This is a genomic window from Candidatus Regiella endosymbiont of Tuberolachnus salignus, from assembly GCF_964020115.1.
In the GTDB taxonomy this organism is placed as follows: domain Bacteria; phylum Pseudomonadota; class Gammaproteobacteria; order Enterobacterales; family Enterobacteriaceae; genus Regiella; species Regiella insecticola.
In genome coordinates this window covers 2,915,271-2,937,145 of sequence record NZ_OZ026542.1, presented here as the reverse complement: position 1 = coordinate 2,937,145, position 21,875 = coordinate 2,915,271, and the positions used below count along the sequence as shown (strand labels likewise).

At 42.9% G+C, this 21,875-nt stretch carries 18 protein-coding genes and 3 pseudogenes; 13 read left to right on the top strand and 8 right to left on the bottom strand.

Going from position 1 to position 21,875, the window contains the following annotated elements; all coding sequences use genetic code 11:
- Positions 1-374: 374 nt before the first annotated feature.
- Positions 375-500: a hypothetical protein gene (locus AACL30_RS14625; protein ID WP_339057115.1), complete on the bottom strand. Its 126-nt coding sequence runs from the start codon at positions 498-500 to the stop codon at positions 375-377.
- A 94-nt stretch (positions 501-594) separates the two neighbouring features.
- Positions 595-852, bottom strand: a pseudogene (locus AACL30_RS14620) (helix-turn-helix domain-containing protein); the annotation flags it as partial.
- A gap of 179 nt (positions 853-1,031) precedes the next feature.
- On the opposite strand from AACL30_RS14620, the gene AACL30_RS14615 reads away from it, so the two are divergent.
- The gene (locus tag AACL30_RS14615) at positions 1,032-1,424 is read left to right on the top strand and encodes a DNA-binding protein (protein WP_339057114.1); all 393 of its coding nucleotides are present in this window, start codon (positions 1,032-1,034) and stop codon (positions 1,422-1,424) included.
- Between the two features lie 75 nt (positions 1,425-1,499).
- On the opposite strand, the gene ispB is transcribed toward AACL30_RS14615, so the two are convergent.
- Positions 1,500-2,483: an octaprenyl diphosphate synthase gene (gene ispB, locus AACL30_RS14610; protein ID WP_339057113.1), complete on the bottom strand. Its 984-nt coding sequence runs from the start codon at positions 2,481-2,483 to the stop codon at positions 1,500-1,502.
- A gap of 214 nt (positions 2,484-2,697) precedes the next feature.
- Here ispB and rplU point away from each other — a divergent pair, with 214 nt between their 5' ends.
- The 3 genes from rplU (at position 2,698) to cgtA (ending at position 5,094) form a co-directional block, all read left to right on the top strand.
- Complete coding sequence (gene rplU / locus AACL30_RS14605; RefSeq protein ID WP_006707225.1) at positions 2,698-3,009, top strand: 50S ribosomal protein L21; 312 nt, start codon at positions 2,698-2,700, stop codon at positions 3,007-3,009.
- A gap of 21 nt (positions 3,010-3,030) precedes the next feature.
- Complete coding sequence (gene rpmA, locus AACL30_RS14600) at positions 3,031-3,288, top strand: 50S ribosomal protein L27 (protein ID WP_006704285.1); 258 nt, start codon at positions 3,031-3,033, stop codon at positions 3,286-3,288.
- 678 nt (positions 3,289-3,966) lie between these two features.
- Entirely contained in the window at positions 3,967-5,094 is a 1,128-nt protein-coding gene (gene cgtA / locus AACL30_RS14595) for an Obg family GTPase CgtA (RefSeq protein WP_339057112.1), read from the top strand.
- Positions 5,095-5,267: 173 nt separating this feature from the next.
- Here the strand turns inward: cgtA and lpdA are convergent, their stop codons facing one another.
- The 4 genes from lpdA to epmB form a co-directional block, all read right to left on the bottom strand.
- The gene (gene lpdA / locus AACL30_RS14590) at positions 5,268-6,695 is read right to left on the bottom strand and encodes a dihydrolipoyl dehydrogenase (protein ID WP_339058494.1); all 1,428 of its coding nucleotides are present in this window, start codon (positions 6,693-6,695) and stop codon (positions 5,268-5,270) included.
- 278 nt (positions 6,696-6,973) lie between these two features.
- On the bottom strand, positions 6,974-8,290 hold the full coding sequence (gene aceF, locus AACL30_RS14585; protein WP_339057111.1) for a dihydrolipoyllysine-residue acetyltransferase: 1,317 nt from the start codon (positions 8,288-8,290) through the stop codon (positions 6,974-6,976).
- 29 nt (positions 8,291-8,319) lie between these two features.
- The gene (aceE, locus tag AACL30_RS14580; RefSeq protein WP_339057110.1) at positions 8,320-10,977 is read right to left on the bottom strand and encodes a pyruvate dehydrogenase (acetyl-transferring), homodimeric type; all 2,658 of its coding nucleotides are present in this window, start codon (positions 10,975-10,977) and stop codon (positions 8,320-8,322) included.
- Positions 10,978-11,268: 291 nt separating this feature from the next.
- Positions 11,269-12,285, bottom strand: a complete 1,017-nt coding sequence (gene epmB / locus AACL30_RS14575) for an EF-P beta-lysylation protein EpmB (RefSeq protein ID WP_339057109.1) — start codon at positions 12,283-12,285, stop codon at positions 11,269-11,271.
- Positions 12,286-12,320: 35 nt separating this feature from the next.
- Between epmB and efp the strand changes: the two genes are divergently transcribed.
- From efp to AACL30_RS14545, 7 genes and pseudogenes are all read left to right on the top strand, one after another.
- On the top strand, positions 12,321-12,887 hold the full coding sequence (gene efp / locus AACL30_RS14570) for an elongation factor P (RefSeq protein ID WP_039906931.1): 567 nt from the start codon (positions 12,321-12,323) through the stop codon (positions 12,885-12,887).
- Positions 12,888-13,085: 198 nt separating this feature from the next.
- Positions 13,086-15,035 carry a molecular chaperone DnaK gene (dnaK, locus tag AACL30_RS14565; RefSeq protein WP_339057108.1) on the top strand — a complete coding sequence of 650 codons (1,950 nt, stop codon included), beginning with the start codon at positions 13,086-13,088 and terminating at the stop codon, positions 15,033-15,035.
- Positions 15,036-15,376: 341 nt separating this feature from the next.
- Positions 15,377-16,516: a molecular chaperone DnaJ gene (gene dnaJ / locus AACL30_RS14560; RefSeq protein ID WP_339057107.1), complete on the top strand. Its 1,140-nt coding sequence runs from the start codon at positions 15,377-15,379 to the stop codon at positions 16,514-16,516.
- A gap of 115 nt (positions 16,517-16,631) precedes the next feature.
- Positions 16,632-16,694 (top strand): annotated as a pseudogene (locus AACL30_RS16610) (tail fiber protein); the annotation flags it as partial.
- 658 nt (positions 16,695-17,352) lie between these two features.
- Positions 17,353-18,264, top strand: a complete 912-nt coding sequence (locus tag AACL30_RS14555; RefSeq protein WP_339057106.1) for a GNAT family N-acetyltransferase — start codon at positions 17,353-17,355, stop codon at positions 18,262-18,264.
- 161 nt (positions 18,265-18,425) lie between these two features.
- Positions 18,426-19,217 carry a class I SAM-dependent methyltransferase gene (locus AACL30_RS14550; protein WP_339057105.1) on the top strand — a complete coding sequence of 264 codons (792 nt, stop codon included), beginning with the start codon at positions 18,426-18,428 and terminating at the stop codon, positions 19,215-19,217.
- A 201-nt stretch (positions 19,218-19,418) separates the two neighbouring features.
- Positions 19,419-19,670, top strand: a pseudogene (locus tag AACL30_RS14545) (PTS transporter subunit EIIC); the annotation flags it as partial.
- Here the strand turns inward: AACL30_RS14545 and AACL30_RS14540 are convergent.
- Positions 19,619-19,774 (bottom strand): hypothetical protein, encoded by a 156-nt coding sequence (locus AACL30_RS14540; protein ID WP_339058515.1) that lies wholly within the window; start codon positions 19,772-19,774, stop codon positions 19,619-19,621. The pseudogene AACL30_RS14545 and the gene AACL30_RS14540 overlap by 52 nt on opposite strands.
- Between AACL30_RS14540 and istA the strand changes: the two genes are divergently transcribed.
- The gene (gene istA / locus AACL30_RS14535) at positions 19,773-20,951 is read left to right on the top strand and encodes an IS21 family transposase (protein WP_339056344.1); all 1,179 of its coding nucleotides are present in this window, start codon (positions 19,773-19,775) and stop codon (positions 20,949-20,951) included. The genes AACL30_RS14540 and istA overlap by 2 nt on opposite strands.
- A complete protein-coding gene (gene istB, locus AACL30_RS14530) occupies positions 20,948-21,745 on the top strand; it encodes an IS21-like element helper ATPase IstB (protein WP_339058365.1) in 798 nt (265 codons plus the stop codon). Before istA ends, istB begins: the two co-directional genes overlap by 4 nt.
- Positions 21,746-21,875 lie beyond the last annotated feature (130 nt).

Sequence of the window (21,875 nt, the reverse complement as noted above, 5' to 3'; positions counted from 1 at the left end):
GCGCGGGTCACAGAGTCAACCTCTTTCTGCCAAGCAAACGAGTGCCTGGTAGAGCGTCAATAAATTTAGTTTATTCGTGGCGCAACCCAAGGGAGACGCCTCATAAGTTGCAACGCAGGGCTTTATTGATTCATGGATCGATAATCTGATGTCAACAGCAATCGAATTTTGGGTCTTCCGCAAATAATGTTGGTGCTGAACGCTGCAGCTAATTGAGATATAAATTCTTTTCTGACTTTTTATCTATTGAAAATAATCATGCTTAAAAAATTACTCGCTCTACCCCTAAAATGGGAGATCGCCCGTTATTTCTTCAGTGACCAACACGTTGAATTATCTCTTCAGCACCAACATTATTTGCGGAAGACCCAGTTTTACATTGCTGGTGACATTACATAGCCTGCTGCTCGTTCACGGGTTTCAGAACGGCGAAATAAACTCCCCAGCCTATTCGTTAATTTTTCAAAAATCGTTGAGCCACCAAAATCATCTAATAGCATAGGGTACAATACCACCAATCTCGAGCTCCTTCATTGTACGTGAATTAACTACGACTGTAGTACTATCTTGGTTGTCTTCCGAGACGCGATATGAACGTATTTTATTTTTACGATCAATCAGCGTCCCTGTCTTTTTATCAAAATAGCGGCTAGGCCATATTTTCGAGGGATGAATACCAAGACATTCCGCGATAATCCATTCCCCTTTCGGCCATGCTCTTGTCAGGGCGTTGGAAAGCGTGGAAGAATTTAATCCAGATTTTCTAGATAGCGCTGCCATAGTAGTGCCTTTCTTACGTAGTGCCGCAATGATATCGGCAGGATGCCAATCAGAAGATTTCCTTAATATCATCATTTAATCCTTTTTCCTGCTGAGATATTAGTCTATTAGTGGTATAACTAACGTTATATCGTTAAGTGTGTTAAGAAAAACAGTAACGATTCAGAAATTATAACATTAATTTTCTGAATTTTTCCATTTTTTAGAAAAATATTTATCATAGAATAGAAATAATTAGAGAAAACAAATTTATGAAAAAAGAATGGTATGCAGCCAAAGAACTTGCAGGTATTCCAGGATTTCCATCATCACCACAAGGAATTAACCTACGGGCTAAGCGTGATGACTGGAAAAAACGGCGGCGCTCAGGTGTTCAAGGTAAAGCACTGGAGTATCATATTGATAATTTACCAGATAATATTCTTAATATATTGAAATTAAAAGAAAATAATGTCCAATATCACGTAAATAAAAGAGAAAGTTCATCAATATTGATTGAAGCTATTGAGCGTTTAACTGAATCTAAACGCGAAAAAGTGATCAACTTTATAACAAGTTTTGGAACTGAAGGACTTATCGAGCTTATTGATCAACGACAGGCTAATAATTCACAAGAAAAAAATCCTCCAACACAGGAGGATTAAATCATTTTTTAAATAAAAAAAATCATCAAGTTATTTTCATACTCAAAAATTGCTAGAAAATGTTAAAAAATATAATTAATACTCACGCATAATAGAAAATTCTGCGAGTTTTTCTAGTGCTATACGGTAAGGGGTTTCAGGCAATACTTTTAATTCGGCAATCGCTTTATCGGCTTCTGTTTTTGCACATTGGCGGGTATAGTTCAAAGAATCACATTCTTCTAACACTTGCTGCACGGAGGTGAACAAGTGACGACCATTATCCTGCTGAATCGCGTTGCAAAGTAGAGCTGTTTGCTCTGGCGTACCTTTTTCAATGGCATGTAATAATGGTAGTGTTACTTTTCCTTCGGCAAGATCGGCACCACTCTTTTTGCCTGTACTACTTTCTGGGCTGTAATCAAGCAAATCATCAATTAATTGGAAAGCAATACCGATATGGTGGCCATAACGTTGCAACGCTAATTCTTTTTCTTTATTAGCACCTGCCAATATAGCAGAGGACTGTGACGCCGCTTCAAACAACTTGGCCGTTTTACTCGCAATCACACTCAAGTAGGTTTTTTCCGTGATCCGTGGATCCTTACAATTTATTAACTGCTGTACTTCACCTTTAGCGATCATATTAGTTGCGGTAGACATCACTTCTAATACACGCATCGAGCCGAGTTGAGTCATCATTTGAAAAGCACGAGTATAAATGAAATCGCCGACTAATACGCTTGCTGCATTACCGAATTGAGCATTAGCTGTTGCTTTACCGCGCCTTAGATCAGAATTATCGACCACATCATCGTGCAATAATGTAGCGGTGTGAATAAATTCTATTAATACGGCAATGGTAATATGCTGATTACCTTTATATCCTAGTGCTCGAGCAACAAGAATAGCGATCATAGGACGAATACGTTTGCCGCCATTATTGATAATGTAGTGACTAATTTCTGTGATTAATGCAACATCAGAGCGCATTTGCTCTTTAATCGTATGGTTAACGGTAGCCATATCTTTTGCTGTTAATTCTTTAACTTCATCCAATATACTTGCATTATTCAGCATTTTTTCTCATTATTCAGCTTTTGAAATTGGCTTATTGTACTTAAAAAATGCGCTAAATAAACGTTATGTTGGCACTCCACTCTTTTTTCTATTTTAGTCTTGATTCTATTCTTGTGATCTGTACTCTTTTTACGTAGAATTTCCGCTTTCATGTGAATATTTATAGTGCGCTCTCGGTTAACTATGGTGGGGGTGTACGGAAGGCGGAGTTTATATGTACGGGGTTTTCCAAAGTGGTGGTAAACAACACCGAGTCAGCGAAGGACACATCGTTCGTCTAGAAAAGTTAGACGTCAAAGAAGGTGAAATAGTTGAATTTGATCAAGTGCTAATGGTAGCTGATGGTGAAAACATCAAAATTGGAGCGCCTTGGCTTGATGGTGTGAAAATTACAGCTACCGTAATGGCTCATGGTCGTGGTGAAAAAATTAAAATTGTTAAATTTCATCGTCGTAAGCATTACCGTAAGCAACAAGGCCACCGTCAGTCGTTCACTGATATTAAAATAACTGGCATCAGCGCTTAGTTTTATTAAGGAAGCGAATTTATGGCACACAAAAAAGCAGGTGGTTCGACACGTAACGGTCGCGATTCTGAAAGTAAACGTCTTGGCGTAAAACGTTTTGGTGGAGAGACGGTTCTAGCGGGTAGTATTATTGTTCGTCAACGCGGTACAAAATTCCACGCTGGTGTTAACGTCGGTTGCGGTAGAGATCATACTTTGTATGCCTTGACTGATGGCAAGATAAAGTTCAATGTTCAGGGTGCGAAAAATCGTAAATTTGTTAGCATTGAAGCTGAATAAATTTTCTTTATTTTATCGAATAAGATATAAGCCCCGCAGAAATTGCGGGGCTTTTTGCTATGGCACTGTTAACAAAGTTAAATTATTGAATAACAAAGAATTTATAAAAATATTTAGGACGCATAAAATAATGATGAGATAAAAATAATACTTTTTGTGATCGGCTTCATCATTGAGAGAATTCGCCGATCGCTGCCATAAAAAATCGATTCATCTGTTTTTTTAAAGAGGAACCGTTTACTTTGAATGTATTTAAATTATAATTATTTCAATAAGTTAAATGAATACACTTTGTTAACAGTGCCATAGCCGAATCAGTTTAATTTGATTCAAGGCGGAGGAGCGCAGACAGTACAACAAATAGTACGGCAAGCGACAACAACACAGAATCAAATTAAACTGGTTTGGCTATATGAGCCCCTGATAAAAAAGATGACTTAACACCTGTTCGAAATCTCTTGTGCTTGCTGATACTTTGTCAAAAGAGGGGCAAGACAAACAACCTATCGACCCATTATATAACCACATTCCTTGAAGTTGCCGCTAGGCGGCCAGGGTGTTAGGTCGATAAGCGTAGACATACTCTACCTGATGAGGCGAGCACCCGCAGACAACAAAGCCGTAACTTGAAAGGCTAAGGGTATAGTAGCCAGGTTAATGAATTATGGAGTGTATTAAATGAAATTTGTAGATGAGGCTACCATCCTGGTCGTGGCAGGTGATGGTGGTAACGGCTGTGTTAGTTTTCGACGCGAAAAATATATTCCCAACGGTGGCCCTAACGGAGGCGATGGGGGTGATGGCGGCGATATTTATTTACTGGCTGATGAAAATTTGAATACATTGATCGACTACCGTTTTATAAAAACTTTCCGTGCCGAACGCGGCCAAAATGGGCAAAGCAGTGACTGTACAGGGAGACGCGGCAAAGATATTACTATTCATGTGCCAGTAGGAACCCGTATTTTTGATCAAACTACGGGCGAAATACTAGGGGATATGCTACATCACCAGCAACGTCTGATGGTGGCAAAAGGAGGCTTCCACGGATTAGGAAATACACGTTTTAAATCATCGATTAATCGCGCCCCTCGCCAAAAAACACTGGGTACAGCAGGTGAAACGCGAGAGCTGGCATTAGAGCTATTATTGTTGGCCGATGTAGGCATGTTAGGGCTACCGAATGCCGGCAAGTCTACGTTTATTCGCGCGGTTTCTGCCGCTAAACCTAAAGTTGCCGATTATCCCTTTACTACTTTGATCCCAAGCCTGGGTGTAGTGAGAATGGATCATCAACAAAGTTTTGTGGTGGCGGATATTCCTGGATTAATTGCCGGGGCATCGGCGGGAGTCGGTTTAGGTATTCGTTTTTTGAAACATTTAGAACGATGCCGGGTGTTATTACATTTGATTGATCTCGCGCCTATAGATGGCTCCGATCCGGTTGAAAATGCAAAAATCATTATTAACGAACTACAGCTATACAATGCCAACCTTGTTGATAAACCCCGTTGGTTAGTTTTCAACAAAGTCGATTTACTCGACGAAAAAGAAGCCGAAGTACGCGCTAAAACCATTGCCGCTGCTTTAGGATGGCAGGAAAAATATTATACTATTTCGGCGGTCAATCGGCATGGTGTTGAGGCACTTTGTTGGGATGTGATGAATTTCATCAATACTCAGCCCAAAATGCTGCCGGTAGAGGAAAAAACATCGGAAGACATGGCTTTTAAGTGGGATGACAATCATCAACAACCGTCAACGTCTTCCGACACAAAAGCAGAACAAATCTGGCAGGATGATTAAGATAAATCTGAATCATCAGTAGACTTCGTGCATAACCTACTGCGTGATACGGATCCTGCGTTACCCGGTGCGCGCAATCCTCATGTACTTATATTGACGAAGATTGCTGTGCGTCGGGCGCCTTGATTTCGCGCCACACATAGCAGTTTTGCAAGAAGTCTATTGAGAAAAATTTATTTCTTTTTAGCTTTCGGGTTAGGTAAGTCAGTAATGCTGCCTTCAAATATCTCAGCCGCCAGACCCACAGATTCATGCAAGGTTGGGTGAGCATGAATGGTCAGCGCCAGATCTTCTGCATCACAACCCATTTCAATCGCTAAACCGATTTCACCTAATAATTCGCCACCATTGCTGCCGACAATGGCACCACCGATGAGGCGGCGAGTTTCTTTATCAAAAATCAGTTTGGTGATCCCTTCAGCACAATCAGAGGCAATCGCTCTCCCTGATGCGGCCCATGGAAATGTTGCAGTCTCAAAGCTGATACCTTTTTCTTTTGCTTCTTTTTCAGTTACACCCACCCAAGCTACTTCTGGCTCGGTGTAGGCGATAGAGGGGATCACTTTGGGATCGAAATAATGTTTTTTGCCTGCGATCACTTCCGCAGCAACATGACCTTCATGTACTCCTTTGTGTGCTAGCATCGGTTGACCAACGATATCACCAATGGCGAAAATATGTGGCACATTGGTACGTAACTGTTTATCAACGTTAATAAAACCATGCTTATCAACCTCGACACCTATTTTTTCCGCATCCAGTGATGCACCATTGGGCACGCGGCCAACAGCAACCAGAACCGCGTCATAACACTGAGGCTCTGTAGGCTTTTTGCCTTCCATCGTCACGTAGATGCCATCTGTTTTCGCTTCAACCTTGGTGACTTTAGTTTCGAGCATTAATTTAAATTGTTTACTGATCTTTTTAGTAAACACCTGAATGACGTCTTTATCTGCCGCTGGGATCACTTGATCAAACATTTCAACCACATCAATTTTAGAGCCTAGCGCACGATAAACCGTCGCCATTTCTAAGCCGATAATGCCTCCACCCATGATAAGCAATTTTTTAGGAACGCTTTTCAGCTTCAGTGCATCGGTGGAATCCCATATGCGTGGATCTTCATAAGGAATAAAAGGAAGTGCCGTTGGACGAGAGCCTGCGGCGATAATGGCATTCTCAAAAGTGATAGTGGCAGTAATTTCACCTGCTGTATTTTTTACTTCTAATGTATTAGCGCCGGTGAATTTACCTTTTCCCTTGACCACGTTAACTTTACGGCTTTTGGCCATCCCCGCTAAACCACCGGTCAATTGCGAGATGACTTTTTCTTTCCAGCCCCGCACTTTATCCAGATCAATGCTAGGTTCACCAAACGCAATGCCATGATTACCAAGCGCCTTGGCTTCGTTGATCACTTTAGCCACATGTAATAACGCTTTGGAAGGGATGCAGCCAACGTTGAGGCAGACACCACCCAAGGTGTCGTAACGTTCAACCAATACGGTTTTCAGGCCTAAATCTGCGCAGCGAAAAGCAGCCGAGTAGCCTGCCGGACCAGCGCCTATTACCACCACCTGAGTTTCTATTTTCGTACTCATCATGCCCTCTTACATTTTTTGTCTAGTATAGCCTTCGCCTTTGAAGCCGCCGTTTTGTTGGCTGTAGGGGTTCGCCGAATCAGTCTACGCTCATCGACCTCACGCCCTGACCGTCTAGCGGCAACTTGAAGGACTGTGGGTATACCCTTCGCCTTTCAAGTTACGGCGCGGCGTTAGCTGCGTGTGCTCGCCGAATCACGTAGCCTGTCTACGCTCATCGGTCGGTCGCCCTTGCCGCCTTGCCGTAACTCGAAATTCATTGGGTATATAGATAATAATTACATAATCAAACGACGGATATCCGCCATGATACTGCCAATATGGCTAACAAAACGGGCACCCGCTGCCCCGTCGATCACACGATGGTCAAAAGAAAGGGAGAGCGGTAACATCAAGCGCGGCTCAAATTCTTTACCATTCCATATCGGTTTGATAGAGGATTTGGAAACACCCAGGATCGCCACTTCCGGCGCATTAACGATAGGCGTAAATGCTGTACCACCAATGCCTCCCAAGCTGGAGATGGTAAAACAGCCTCCCTGCATATCAGCCGCCGTCAGCTTACCTTCACGTGCTTTTTGAGAAATTAAGGCCAATTCCCGTGACAATGCTATAACGCTTTTTTTGTTAACATCACGGAATACAGGGACAACTAAACCATTAGGGGTATCAACCGCTACACCAATATTGATATATTTTTTTAGCGTGAGTGTCTGTGCATCTGCGGACAGCGAGCTGTTAAAACGTGGATAAGCCTCGAGTGCATTGGCTGCCGCTTTCATGACAAACACTAATGGGGTGATTTTTACCGCCAACTTTTTCTTTTCTGCTTCGCTATTTTGTTGTTTGCGGAAAGCTTCAAGCTCAGTGATGTCGGTTTCATCAAATTGAGTGACATGTGGAATAACGACCCAGTTACGGCTTAGATTGGCACCTGAAATTTTTTGAATGCGACCCAATTCGACTTCTTCAACTTCACCGAACTTGCTGAAATCCACTCGCGGCCAAGGTAACATGCCTGGCAAGCCCCCGCTAGTAACGGCACCCGATTCAGCAGCGTTGACCACTTTTTCTACATATCGCTGTAAATCTTCACGTAGGATGCGTCCTTTACGACCAGTGGCCGTCACTTTTGCCAAATTAATACCGACCTCACGTGCCAAACGCCTGATAACGGGTGTTGCATGCACGTAAGCTGAGTTTTCGGTAAAATCACCAGTGTTTGCTATTTGACTGTGATCCGCGTCGTTGTTATCGATTTTTGTCTTATCAATATGACTGTTATCCGTGGCGATAGGCGCTGTTTCCACAGCGGTTTTTTCTTCTACATTGCCAGCCGCGGGCGCAGGGGTATGATTATCACTAGCCGCCTCACAGATCATGATAAGCTTGCCCGTTTCGATTTTGTCACCTAGCGCTACTTTGATTTCTTTGATGATACCCGCGTGAGGAGAAGGGATCTCCATCGACGCTTTATCCCCTTCAACGGTCAGCAATGATTGTTCAATTTCAATCGTATCACCTACCTTGACCATAATTTCGGTGATTTCCACTGCGTCAGTACCAATATCCGGTACCTTGATTTCAATAGACATAAATAGTTTTACCTTTTATTGCTAGCCTGTTATGCCAAACGAGGATTGATCTTATCAGCATCAATACCAAATTTAATGATGGCTTCTGCCACTACCTTGCTATCAATGTCACCCTGTTTAGCCAATTCGCTTAAGGCAGCGACCACCACATAAAATGCATCAACTTCAAAGTGATGACGTAAATTTTCGCGGCTATCAGAACGACCATAGCCATCCGTGCCTAATACGCAAAATTGGCGGGCTGGAAGATAGCTCCGGATCTGCTCAGCGAATAATTTCATATAGTCAGTCGAAGCAACGGTAGGAGCATCATGCATCACTTGCGTGATATAAGGCGTACGTGGTGTTTCTGTCGGATGCAGCCTGTTCCAGCGTTCACAATCTTGACCATCACGTGCTAATTCGGTAAAAGAAGTGACACTATACACATCAGAGCCTAGGTTATAGTCTTCAGATAAGATCTGCGCCGCTTGACGCACATGACGCAAAATAGCGCCTGATCCCATCAACTGCACTTTACCTTTACTGCCTTCAAGCGTTTCTAATTTGTAAATACCTTTGCAAATACCTTCCTCTACCCCCTTTGGCATGGCAGGCATGTGGTAATTTTCGTTCAATGTAGTGATGTAGTAGTAAATATTTTCTTGCTTTGATCCGTACATGCGTTCTAAGCCGTCATGCATAATAATGGCTACTTCATATGCATAGGCCGGATCATAAGAAATGCAGTTGGGGATGGTGAGTGATTGAATATGACTATGGCCATCTTCGTGTTGTAAACCTTCACCATTAAGTGTAGTACGACCCGAGGTGCCGCCGATAAGGAAGCCCCGCGCCTGTTGATCACCGGCTGCCCAACAGAGATCGCCAATACGTTGGAAACCAAACATCGAGTAGTAAATGTAAAAGGGGATCATCGGCAAATCATTAGTGCTGTATGATGTTGCCGCGGCGAGCCAAGAGGCGGCGGCTCCTAATTCGTTAATGCCTTCTTGTAGAATTTGTCCTTTTGTATCTTCTTTGTAGTAAGCCACTTGTTCACGATCTTGCGGGGTATATTGTTGACCCTCTGGGCTGTAAATACCAATTTGACGGAATAACCCTTCCATACCAAAAGTCCGTGCTTCATCAGCAATAATAGGCACGATGCGATCTTTTATCGATTTATTCTTTAACAACACATTCAATACACGTACAAAAGCAATGGTAGTGGAAATTTCTTTGCTTTGTTCTTCTAGCAGCGCATTAAAATCTGCCTGGGTGGGTAAGGTTAATTTTTCAGTGAATTTTGTTAATCGAGTTGGTAAATAACCTGACAATGCCTCACGGCGAGCATGGAGGTATTGATATTCTTCGGAATCTTTATCGAAAGTGATGTAGGGCAATTTTTCAATATCGGCATCAGTAACAGGTACCTCAAAGCGATTACGTAAGTGGTGAACTCCCAGCATATTCATTTTTTTGACTTGGTGAGCGATATTTTTGCCTTCCGCGGTTTCACCCATACCATAACCTTTGACGGTATGCGCAAGGATCACCGTCGGTTTGCCTTTAGTGTCTTGTGCTTTTTTCAGGGCAGCAAAAATTTTCTTGGGATCATGACCACCGCGATTGAGTGACCAAATTTCATCATCACTCATGTCTTGGACTAATGCTTTGGTCTCTGGAAAACGTCCAAAGAAATGTTCACGGACATAAGCCCCGTCTTTAGATTTTAAGGTTTGATAATCGCCGTCCAAGGTTTCATTCATGAGTTGAATTAATTTACCGCTGGTATCTTTGCGTAATAAGGCATCCCAGCGATCGCCCCAAATGACTTTTAGCACTTGCCAACCCGCACCGGCAAAGATACCTTCTAGTTCATTGATAATTTTACCATTACCGATAACCGGACCATCCAGGCGTTGCAAGTTACAATTGATCACGAAAACCAAGTTATCCAGTTTTTCACGGCTGGCTACGGTAATTGCACCCTTAGATTCAGGCTCATCCATCTCACCATCACCGAGGAAAGCATAAACCCTTTGCCCCAAGGTATTTTTTAAGCCACGGTGATTGAGATATTTGAGGAATTTTGCCTGATAAATAGCATTGATTGGCCCTAATCCCATAGAAACGGTCGGAAATTGCCAAAATTCGGGCATCAATTTAGGATGAGGATAAGAAGAAAGCCCTTTACCGTCGATTTCTTGACGGAAATTATTCAGCTGCTCTTTCGTCAGCCTGCCTTCAAGAAAAGCACGGGCGTAGATCCCTGGAGAAATATGGCCTTGGAAAAAAACTAAATCGCCACCGTCTTTTTCGTTACGGGCACGGAAAAAATGATGAAAACACACTTCGTAAAAGGTCGCTGAAGATTGGAAAGAGGCAATGTGGCCACCCAAGTCTAAATCTTTTTTCGATGCGCGCAGTACCATCATTACTGCATTCCAACGGATAGCAGAACGGATACGTTGTTCTAGCTCCAGATTACCGGGATAATCCGGCTCTTCCTCTAAGGTGATAGTATTAATATAATCTGTGGCACCCAGGGTAATATTAACGCCGTCTTTGCGGGCAGCATTCAATACTTGGTTAAGCAAATAATAGGCACGCTCAACCCCCTCTTCGCGGATAACCGATTCGATGGCTTGTAGCCAGTCACCGGTTTCAACTGGATCCACGTCATTTTTTAAATCATCTGACACGACGGTATTCCTTTCATCTTTTTTAAACGGTTTGTCGATAGTTTATCATTAGACTACTTACATAACCTACTTACGGTTTTGTAAGCAGTCTATTAGCACCTATTTCTAAATCTCTTACTACTTGCTAATACTTCGTCAAAAACGAGCTCAAAATGCTCATTTACGCTATGTAAACTGCGCTTTTTCGCTTATTTTTTTCTCAATTGAACGTCGCTCAAGAAGATTTGGAACAGGTGCTTAGACCACTTGTGAAATCGCTACTATTTTGCAAAAACCAGCCTCGATTTTGTATTAGCTTAGCGCCAGCGGCGTTTTACTTTTTTCTCCAGCAATCTCTCTCACTAAACGTGGAACCAAATAACCAGAAATACAGCCTAATAATCCGTTGATGAGTCGTCGAGCCTCATCATCATTGACCATAAAATGGGCGGCACCTTTTACCTTATCCAAAACGTGAAGGTAGTAAGGTAAAATACCTGCATTAAACAGAGCATTGCTAAGCTGAGCCAGCACCTCGACGTTATCATTGACACCACGGAGTAATACACTTTGATTGAGTAAAGTGACCCCCTTTGTTTTAAGTTTTGCCATGCTATCGCATAATGCGTTGTCAATTTCATTAGCATGATTAATATGTGTCACCAGTACAATTTGTAAACGTGATGCATGAAATTTTTGACAGAGTGCGGTAGTAATACGTGCGGGGATCACGACGGGTAAACGAGTATGAATACGTAATCGCTTAATATGCGCAATTTTTTCTAACGCATCGATTAACCAACTGAGTTCGCGATCTTTCGCCATCAAAGGATCCCCCCCCGAAAAAATGATTTCGTCCAATTCAGGATGCTGGCGAATATAATCTAAGGCTAATTGCCAATTTTTTTTATTGCCTTGATTATCTTGATAAGGGAAATGTCGACGAAAACAGTAGCGACAATTGATAGCACAGCTTCCTTTCACCAATAAAAGCGCCCGGTTATGATATTTATGTAATAAACCCGGTGTCGCAGTGCGCTGTTCTGCCAGTGGATCAGTGATGAAATCCTCTGGGCTGGTAAATTCAGCAGAAGAAGTGAGCACTTGTCTCAGTAATGGATCATTGGCATCACCCTTTCTTATTCGTGCCACAAACGCTCTAGGAACCCGCAGGGGAAACAGGCTTCGCGCATTTTTGCCTTTCAGAAGCTCAGGATGGGTATCCAGTTGCAAAAGCTGCAACAACTCATCAGGATCAGTGATCACGTCCGCAAGCTGTTGCAACCAATCTTCTCTAACTGGCTTATTTAAGGTTACAATGGTCGTCATTTTTTGATTTAGTTACTCATTTCAAGAGGGCCATCATGGCAACTTATTCTAGCAACGAATTTCGTTCCGGTCTTAAAATCATGTTAGACGGGGAACCTTGTTCAGTGATTGAAAGTGAATTCGTTAAACCCGGCAAAGGCCAAGCCTTTGCTCGTACCCGTATTCGTAAACTCATTTCCGGAAAATTATTAGAAAAAACCTTTAAATCTACCGATACCGTAGCCGCTGCAGATGTAGTTGATATGAATTTAACCTATTTGTACAACGATGGCGAGTTTTGGCATTTTATGAATAATAATACTTTTGAGCAACTCGCCGCCGATGCTAAAGCCACTGGCGACAATGCGAAATGGTTAGTTGAACAGGCCGAATGTATTCTGACATTGTGGAATGGTCAGCCTATTGCGGTAACCCCACCTAATTTTGTTGAACTGGAAATTGTTGAAACTGATCCTGGTTTAAAAGGAGATACGGCAGGTTCCGGTGGTAAACCCGCCACCTTGAGTACCGGCGCTGTCGTTAAGGTACCCTTATTTGTCCAAATCGGTGAAATTGTTAAAGTTGATACCCGCTCTGGTGAATATGTTGCTCGTGTTAAATAACTGTTTTCAACGAGAAATAAAAACGATTTAACGCGATAAAAAATAATTTTTTCATTTTTCCCCTTGATGCTGGGATGCATGACCCCATCTTATCTCCTAACTGTAATGAATAATACTGTGGCGTGGTGAAATTAATAGACCGTTAAAATTAACAATCCGTTCACATATCGATTATAAATTTCTTTGGGAGTAACTCAGATGACTGAACAAAAAAAACGTAGCGGTAAAATTATTGGGATCGATTTAGGTACAACTAATTCTTGTGTTGCTGTGATGGAAGGCACGCAAGCTAAAGTTATAGAAAATCAGGAAGGAGATCGTACCACGCCTTCAATTATTGCCTATACCAACGACGGCGAAACACTAGTCGGACAACCTGCGAAACGGCAAGCTGTCACCAATCCGAAAAACACATTGCATGCTATCAAACGTTTGATTGGTCGTAAATTCGAGGATCAAGAAGTTCAACGTGATGAAAAGATCATGCCTTATAAAATCGTTAAAGCTGCTAATGGCGATGCTTGGGTTGATATCAAAGATAAGAAAAAAGCGCCGCCGGAAATTTCTGCCGAAATCCTGAAAAAAATGAAAAAAACGGCGGAAGATTATTTGGGGGAAAAAGTCACAGCAGCGGTTATCACCGTGCCGGCTTATTTTAACGATGCGCAACGGCAAGCCACTAAAGATGCGGGGCGTATTGCCGGTTTAGAAGTGAAACGTATTATCAATGAACCCACTGCCGCGGCTTTGGCGTACGGATTGGATAAAGGTGACAGTACTATCGCTGTTTATGATCTCGGCGGGGGAACTTTCGATATTTCGATCATTGAAATAAATGATACCGACGGTGATAAAGTTTTCGAAGTACTGGCTACCAATGGTGATACCCATCTCGGTGGTGAAGACTTTGATAATCGAATGATTAATTATTTAGTAGCTGAATTCAAAAAAGATCAGGGAATTGATCTCACTAATGATCCCTTAGCTATGCAGCGTTTAAAAGAAGCAGCAGAAAAAGCAAAAATCGAACTTTCTTCTGCTCAACAGACGGATGTTAATTTGCCCTATATTACTGCCGATGCCAGCGGCCCTAAACACATGAATATCAAAGTGACGCGGGCAAAACTGGAATCATTGGTAGAAGATCTGGTTGCCCGTTCTATTGAGCCATTGAAACTGGCATTAAAGGATGCAAGTTTATCTGTCAGTGATATTAGCGATGTCATTCTAGTGGGTGGCCAGACACGTATGCCGCTGGTGCAGCAAAAAGTGAAGGAATTCTTTGGTAAAGAACCCCGTAAAGACGTCAATCCCGATGAAGCGGTTGCGGTCGGTGCTGCTATTCAAGGAGGGGTGCTCTCTGGTGATGTAACAGACTTACTGTTACTCGATGTAACTCCTCTGTCGCTGGGTATTGAAACCATGGGTGGGGTAATGACACCACTGATTTCAAAAAATACCACTATCCCTACTAAACATAGCCAGGTGTTTTCTACTGCAGAAGATAACCAATCTGCCGTCACCATCCATGTGTTACAGGGTGAACGTAAACGTGTTAGCGATAATAAATCTTTGGGACAATTTAACCTCGATGGTATTAATTCCGCACCACGGGGTATGCCGCAAATCGAAGTCACCTTCGATATTGATGCTAATGGTATTTTGCATGTCTCTGCTAAAGACAAAAATAGTGGAAAAGAACAAAAAATAACCATTCAAGCATCTTCAGGTCTCAGTAAGGAGGAAATTGAAAAAATGGTCAGAGATGCTGAGGCAAATGCTGAAACCGACCGTAAATTTGAAGAGTTAGTAAAAATACGTAACGAAGCCGACCAACTGATCCATAGCACAGAAAAACAGCTAAAAGAGGTTGGTGATAAGCTAGCAGCAGAAGATAAAACCGCCGTTGAAGCAGCATTGCAAGCATTGGAAACCGCGAAAAAAGGCGAAGATAAAGCTGATATAGAAGCGAAGAGCCAGGCGTTAATTCAAGTCTCTAGCAAACTACAAGAAATAGCAGCGCAACAAAACACTAATGATCCGGCTGCTGGTACGGATAGTAATAACAATACCCCACCAAAAGAGGATATTGTTGACGCTGAATTTGAAGAAGTGAAAGATGACGAACAAAAGAAGAATAAAAAATAATCGCCCTTAAGCGGGCACAGCAGTAGTAGTATTTACTATAGCTGGAAACCGGCACGGGCGTCGAGGCAACTCTATACCCACAGTCCTTCAAGTTGCCGCTATAGCCGAATCAGTTTAATTTGATTCAAGGCGGAGGAGCGCAGACAGTACAAATAGTACGGCAAGTGACGACAACACTTAAATCAAATTAAACTGCTTTGGCTATAGGAGGCAAGGGCGTGAGACCGATGAGCGTAGGCATACTACGTGATTCGGGTGAACACCCGTAGCCAACAACGCGGCGGCTTCAAAGGCGAAGGGTATACGTCTGTGCACGCATGTGAGGGGTAGGAAAAAAACAAATGGCGGATAAAGATTATTACCAAATTTTAGGCGTCGACAGAAATGCGACAGAGAATGAAATCAAAAAAGCCTATAAAAAACAAGCAATGAAATGTCATCCGGATCGTTGCCCTGGTGACAAAAGTGCTGAAGCTAAATTTAAAGAAATTAACAAAGCTAATGAAATCTTAAGCAATAAGGAAAAACGTGCCGCGTACGATCAATATGGCCATGCGGCCTTTGATCAACAAGGCGGCGGCGCTCATTATAATACGCAATTCGAAGAGGCTTTCGGTAGCGTATTTAGCCATTTTTCTGATATTTTTGACGGCGGTGCTCGACGAGGCCGTAATCGTGGTCCATCAAAGGGCTCAGATCTCGGTTATCCAATTAGCTTAACTTTGGAAGAAGCAGTAAAAGGAGTCACCAAAGAAATCACCATTCCAACACAAGAAAAATGTGGCTGTTGTCATGGTAGCGGTGCAAAACCAGGAAGCTCTCCAATCACTTGCTCAACCTGTGGTGGCGCTGGACAAGTGCTTATGGGTCAAGGATTTTTGAAGATACAACAAAGCTGTCCTAAGTGTCATGGAGAGGGAGCTATCAATAAGAATCCGTGCACTCAGTGTCATGGGCAGGGGCGGATAAAAAAATCAAAAACCCTGGCAGTAAAAATTCCCCCCGGAGTCGATACAGGGGATCGTATTCGTTTAACCGGGGAAGGAGAGGCTGGCACTCACGGTGGATCCGCGGGCGATCTCTATGTTGAAATGCGGATCAAACCGCATTCCATTTTTCAACGTGACGGCAATAATCTGTCTTGTGAAGTGCCGATCAATTTTACACTAGCTGCGCTAGGGGGTGAAATTGAAGTCCCTAGCCTCGAGGGAAAGGTTAAATTAAAAATACCCGCAGAAACGCAAACGGGTAAATTGTTCCGCTGTGCTGGCAAAGGTGTTAAATCTGTTCGTAGTGATGGCCCAGGTGATTTACACTGTCGTGTTATCGTTGAAACACCGGTTAAATTGAATGAAGAACAAAAACAGCTGTTATCTAAGTTGAGAGAAAGTTTTTCAGGCACCGCAGGTGAAAAAAATAGCCCACTCTCTCAAAAATTTTTAGATCGGGTTAAAAAGTTTGTTGATCATTTAACGCGTTGATTAAGAGGCTCTTGTTGCTTTTTCATCGAAATTTGCTGAGTAAAATAAAAATCCTCGCTATTAATCGAGGATTTTTGTCGTGTGCGCCCGGCATGGGCGCGCTTGAGGTAGCGCTACCGACAGTGACAGCGAAACTCACGCCACCACACCAAAAACGGTCAAAACTGCCTATCAATGAGCCCGTGATGCCAATAACAATGCCAACACTAAACTAGCAAAAACACTTACGTACAATAAAAATAGCCGCATCTTTTTCGATCTGTAGTGTCATGTAATTGATAGCTTGTTTCATTATCGTTTACCGTGATCTTAGCACTGGGATTGAATGAAGTTAGCACTAGACCTGCAACAAGAGCCAAAGGTAATAGTTTCATAGCTTATTCCTCAACAATTAAATTTTCGTATTTAATTTAGCCAATGTATTATAGCTGTCAATATTTACTCAACCAAGTGGAATCAAACACCCGTTCTCTATTCAAGGATAGCCACTAACTGAACCTGCCCAAGGCTGCCATTTTGTTTACTGCCGTGGCGATTTTTTTTGACGGTTTGGTATTTAATTACCTGATTCGTCAATTAAATTCGCATTACTCCATATGGCCAAATCATTTTAATTTGATTTAAGTGTTGTCGTCGCTTGCCGTACTATTTGTACTGTCTGCGCTCCTCCGCCTTGAATCAAATTAAACTGATTCGGCTATAGAATGCAGTCTCTCGTTTTCTTTCTTTGTTAAGGCTTTAGTTCCTTTGAGTAAATACTCTCTGGATGGAGCACAGGTCATTCGAACGAGGACTATATTTAAAGAAACATCAAAAACAGGGGATTTTATAAAACCATGAATGATAAAAATCATACGCCATCACTATTTTCTTCTTATTACCAAATAGAAAACTATTTTTTCACCGCCATTAGTCAACGGTATTATTACGTTACTGATGACGTTTGTGCCTACTTTACTGGCGTCGAATCAAGTGGTCTTAATTTTTTGATCGTAAACAAAAAAAATTGTCATATAGACATAGAGGCCGTTTTACAAAGGGGTATACATTTTTTTCACACAACTGAATGCCCATTTAACATTATGATCCGAAGTGAACTCATTGATACTAAAATAAAAAATAAATTGAACAACGAAAATTTTCACATTGATGATACGTCAACTGTTATGCAACTCAATAGGGAGGATTTCCCATCAAGCAATTTGCGCAACAATGTAATATACCCACAGTCCTTGAAGTTGCAGCATCGCGACCAGGGCGGGCGACCGATGAGCGTCGACATACTAGGTGATTCGGCGAACACCCGCAGCCAACAACACGGCGGCTTCAAAGACGAAGAGTATATTCAATGCACAGACAGCTGTTTGATAGATTGGGTCACACCGCTAGAAAGTGCATTTTCATCGACCCCAACAGTCATGAACCAATATCAGGCAAGGCATCAAGCAGCAATAGATACCAAAAAGGATCTTGTTCACTTTTCACTCTATGCAAAACAGCAGCCTGTTTGCTCACTCACACTTTCTATACAAAAAAATATTGCTCGTTTGGACGACATTGGGACAAAAGTTGAGTTTCAGGGGCAAGGATACGCTAGTGCTTTAATACAGCATGCGCTGTGCTACGCAAAGTCACGAAATATTGCTCACTGTTTTCTGGATGCGTCTAATGAAGGTCTTTCCCTTTATAAACGTATAGGTTTTTCAGCACTATTTGAGTACAGTATTTTTCATCGCCAGCAGTGTTGATTATACCGTTCGCCTTGGAAGTTGCCTTCGGCTACCAGGGCGACCGACCGATGAGCGTAGAAATACCATGAGGGCGAGGGCGCGCAGCCAACAACGCGGCGGCTTCAAGAGACGAAGGGTATATCCAGACGAACACTAAAATAAGAGAGGTTAGTTTAATTATGTCAGATCCTAATTTTGATTATCTCACTCACAATCGCGCTGCATGGGATCAACAAGCCACAAATGGAGAAGAGTGGTCCCGCCCGGTCAGCAGCGATTTGATTGAGAAAGCCCGGAAAGGGGAATGGCAAATACATCTCACACCCCGCTCATTGCCTCCGGAGTGGTTGGGTGATATCAGTGGCAAACACATTCTTTGCCTGGCTTCTGCCGGGGGTCAGCAAGCTCCTGTTTTAGCAGCAGCAGGTGCCAAAGTGACTGTCTTCGACATTTCAGACCAGCAACTTCAGCAAGATCGCCTAGTGGCAGAGCGTGATGGTCTCGAACTGGAAACGCAACAAGGTAGCATGTGTGATCTGAGCTGCTTTCCTAAACCGAAATTTGATCTTATCCTTCACCCCATTTCCAATCTCTATATTTCAGATGTTAACCCAGTGTGGCGTGAATGCTACCGTGTTTTGAAGACAGGTGGGGCTTTACTGGCTAGTTTCTATAATCCGGTGATGTTTATTGGTGATCGCGACCCAGCTTATTTTGATCTGGGAATCATTATACCGCGGTATACACTCCCTTATTCAGATCTTGAAGCCCATACTGAAGAAGAACTCAAGGCAAAACAGGAGCGTGGCGAGGCGGTGGTGTTTGGGCATACGTTGACAGATTTGATCGGGGGGCAAATTAAGGCAGGATTCAGTATCGACGGATTTTATGAAGATAAGCAACCTAATCCTCGCTTTGTGGTGGACAAATTCATGCCAACTTTCTTGGCCACGCGCGCCGTTAAACGATAAAAAATCAATTTTTTATAGCTGAATGTTAGAAAGCCTCTTATATACTTTCTTCCCGCCAAGGCAGTAAGCACCTTTTCGAAATCTCTTATTCTCACTCATACTTTATCGAAAATCAGTCGGTACTAAAGAAAATTTCGTAAAAGATAAACTTTAACCCGATTGCAATGCCGCATTAAGATCAAAAGAAGGAGACAAGCGAATATGTTAAGTTATTTGCAAAAAGTGGGGCGGGCATTAATGGTTCCGGTTGCTGCCCTGCCGGCTGCCGCGATACTAATGGGGTTAGGCTATTGGATTGATCCTAGCGACTGGGGTGGAGGTAATTCATTAGCAGCATTATTAATTACATCTGGCTCTGCCATTATCAACAATATGTCGACATTATTTGCCATCGGGATAGCTTATGGTATGTCAAAAGATAAAGATGGTGCTGCAGCGTTAGCCGGTTTTGTTGTCAGCGCTAATGATAAAAGACCGTAAATTGCTAATTTAATTTGTCCACTCAAGCCAGAATGCAGTTTCCTTTGTGGTGACAAAGCCATGAGGGAAATAAGCATGCTAAGAAGAGAGGACCACTACATGATAAAACAACGCCATCAACAGGGGGCATTTATTGTTGATATTGCCCATCAGATAGGGTGTTCAGAAAAAACGGTGAGACGGCACATTAGCTATCCTGCGCCGCCAACAGCAAAACGCGGTAAAAAACAGGTTGCTAAACTCGAGCCCTTTAAAGACTACATCGATTCAAGGTTGAGTGAACAGGTTTGGAATGCGGCGGTTATTTTTGAGGAAATCCGTGAAAAAGGCTACCGGGGTGGGAGTGCGATGCTCCGACGTTATATACATCCCAAACGTCCGCTCAGGGCCTCGAAAAACACGGTACGCTTTGAAACCCTCCCCGGTTATCAACTTCAACACGATTGGGGAGAAATCATCGTTGAGGTGGCAGGCTCTGCCTGTACGGTTAATTTTGCCGTTAATACGCTCGGTTTTTCGCGTCGCTTTCATGTCTTTGCTGCCCCTAAGCAAGATGCTGAGCACACGTATGAATCGCTGGTTCGCAGCTTCAATTACTTCGGTGGCAGCGTAAAAAATGTCTTGGTAGATAACCAAAAAGCCGCTGTTATCAAACATGGACAAAATGGCCACATCGAGTTCAATGCGGGCTTCCTGCAACTGGCTAATCACTATGGGTTTAGCCCTCGCGCCTGTAAGCCTTATCGACCGCAAACGAAAGGCAAAACCGAACGGATGGTGGGCTATGTTAAACACAATTTTTTCACTCGCTACCGTCAGTTTGAGAGTTTCGCTCATGTTAATCAACTGCTAGCGATGTGGCTGGCGAAAGTGGCAGACCAGCGTCATCTTCGTCAATTCAAGCAGACACCGGAAAATCGTTTTGCTGAGGAAAAAATAGCCTTGATGCCACTCCCTGCGACTGATTTCGATACCAGCTACTTCGACCTACGACAAGTGGCATGGGACAGCTATATCGATGTCAGAGGTAATCGCTATAGCGTGCCTTCATTCTGGTGTGGTCGTGCGGTTAATATTCGTATCGGTTTAGATAATACGCTACGTATTTACGGCGATGAGCAACTGCTCGCGACGCATCTCTTGCAGGAGGTAACGCAGGGCTGGCAAAAGGTGCCAGAACATCATCAAGCCCTTTGGCAACAGGTCAATCGAGTAGCGTCTCGTTCGCTCAGTGTGTATGAGGAGCTACTCTGATGGAAATGGAAAACTTGTTGATACGGTTAAAAATGGATTACCTGGGCGATGCGTTGGAGAGTTTATGTGAAGAAGCCACCAAGAAAGCACTGAACTACCGTGAATTTCTCCAGCAGGCATTAGCCCAGGAATGGAACGGGCGTCACCAAAAAGGCTTGGAATCGCGGTTAAAACAAGCACGTTTGCCGTGGATAAAAACCTTGGAGCAATTTGACTTTACTTTCCAACCAAGTATAGACAGGAAAATTATCCGCGAGCTGGCGGGGCTGAGGTTTGTCGAACATCATGAAAACGTCATTTTGTTAGGCCCACCTGGGGTAGGGAAAACGCATTTGGCGATAGCGCTGGCTGTCAAGGCAGCTACAGCTGGGCATCGGGTATTGTTTATGCCTCTGGATAGACTCTGCTGTACCTTAATGAAGGCAAAGCAAGAAAACCGTCTGGAACGCCAACTTCAGCAACTGTGCTATGCCAGGGTATTAATACTGGATGAAATCGGGTATTTACCGATGAATCGCGAAGAAGCTAGCCTATTTTTCAGGTTATTGAGCCGTCGTTATGAAAAGGCGAGCATCATTCTCACATCAAATAAAAGTTTTACTGATTGGGGGGACGTATTCGGTGATCACATTTTAGCAACTGCGATTTTAGACAGGCTTTTACATCATTCAACCACATTGAATATTAAAGGAGAAAGCTATCGACTCAAAAATAAACGCAAAGCAGGCATGTTGCCTATAAAAACGACTGATATTATCCAGGCGCCTGGAATAGAAACCCAACAGGAAAATTAGCAAAAACTGGACATTTTAAAGTAGCAAAAAGTGGTCAATCTAAAGTAGCGTTGACAACCCACAGGAACAAAAAAGCGCTCACCGCATCGGCTTAACCCCATCATCAAAGATAACGTCTTGCTCATCATGA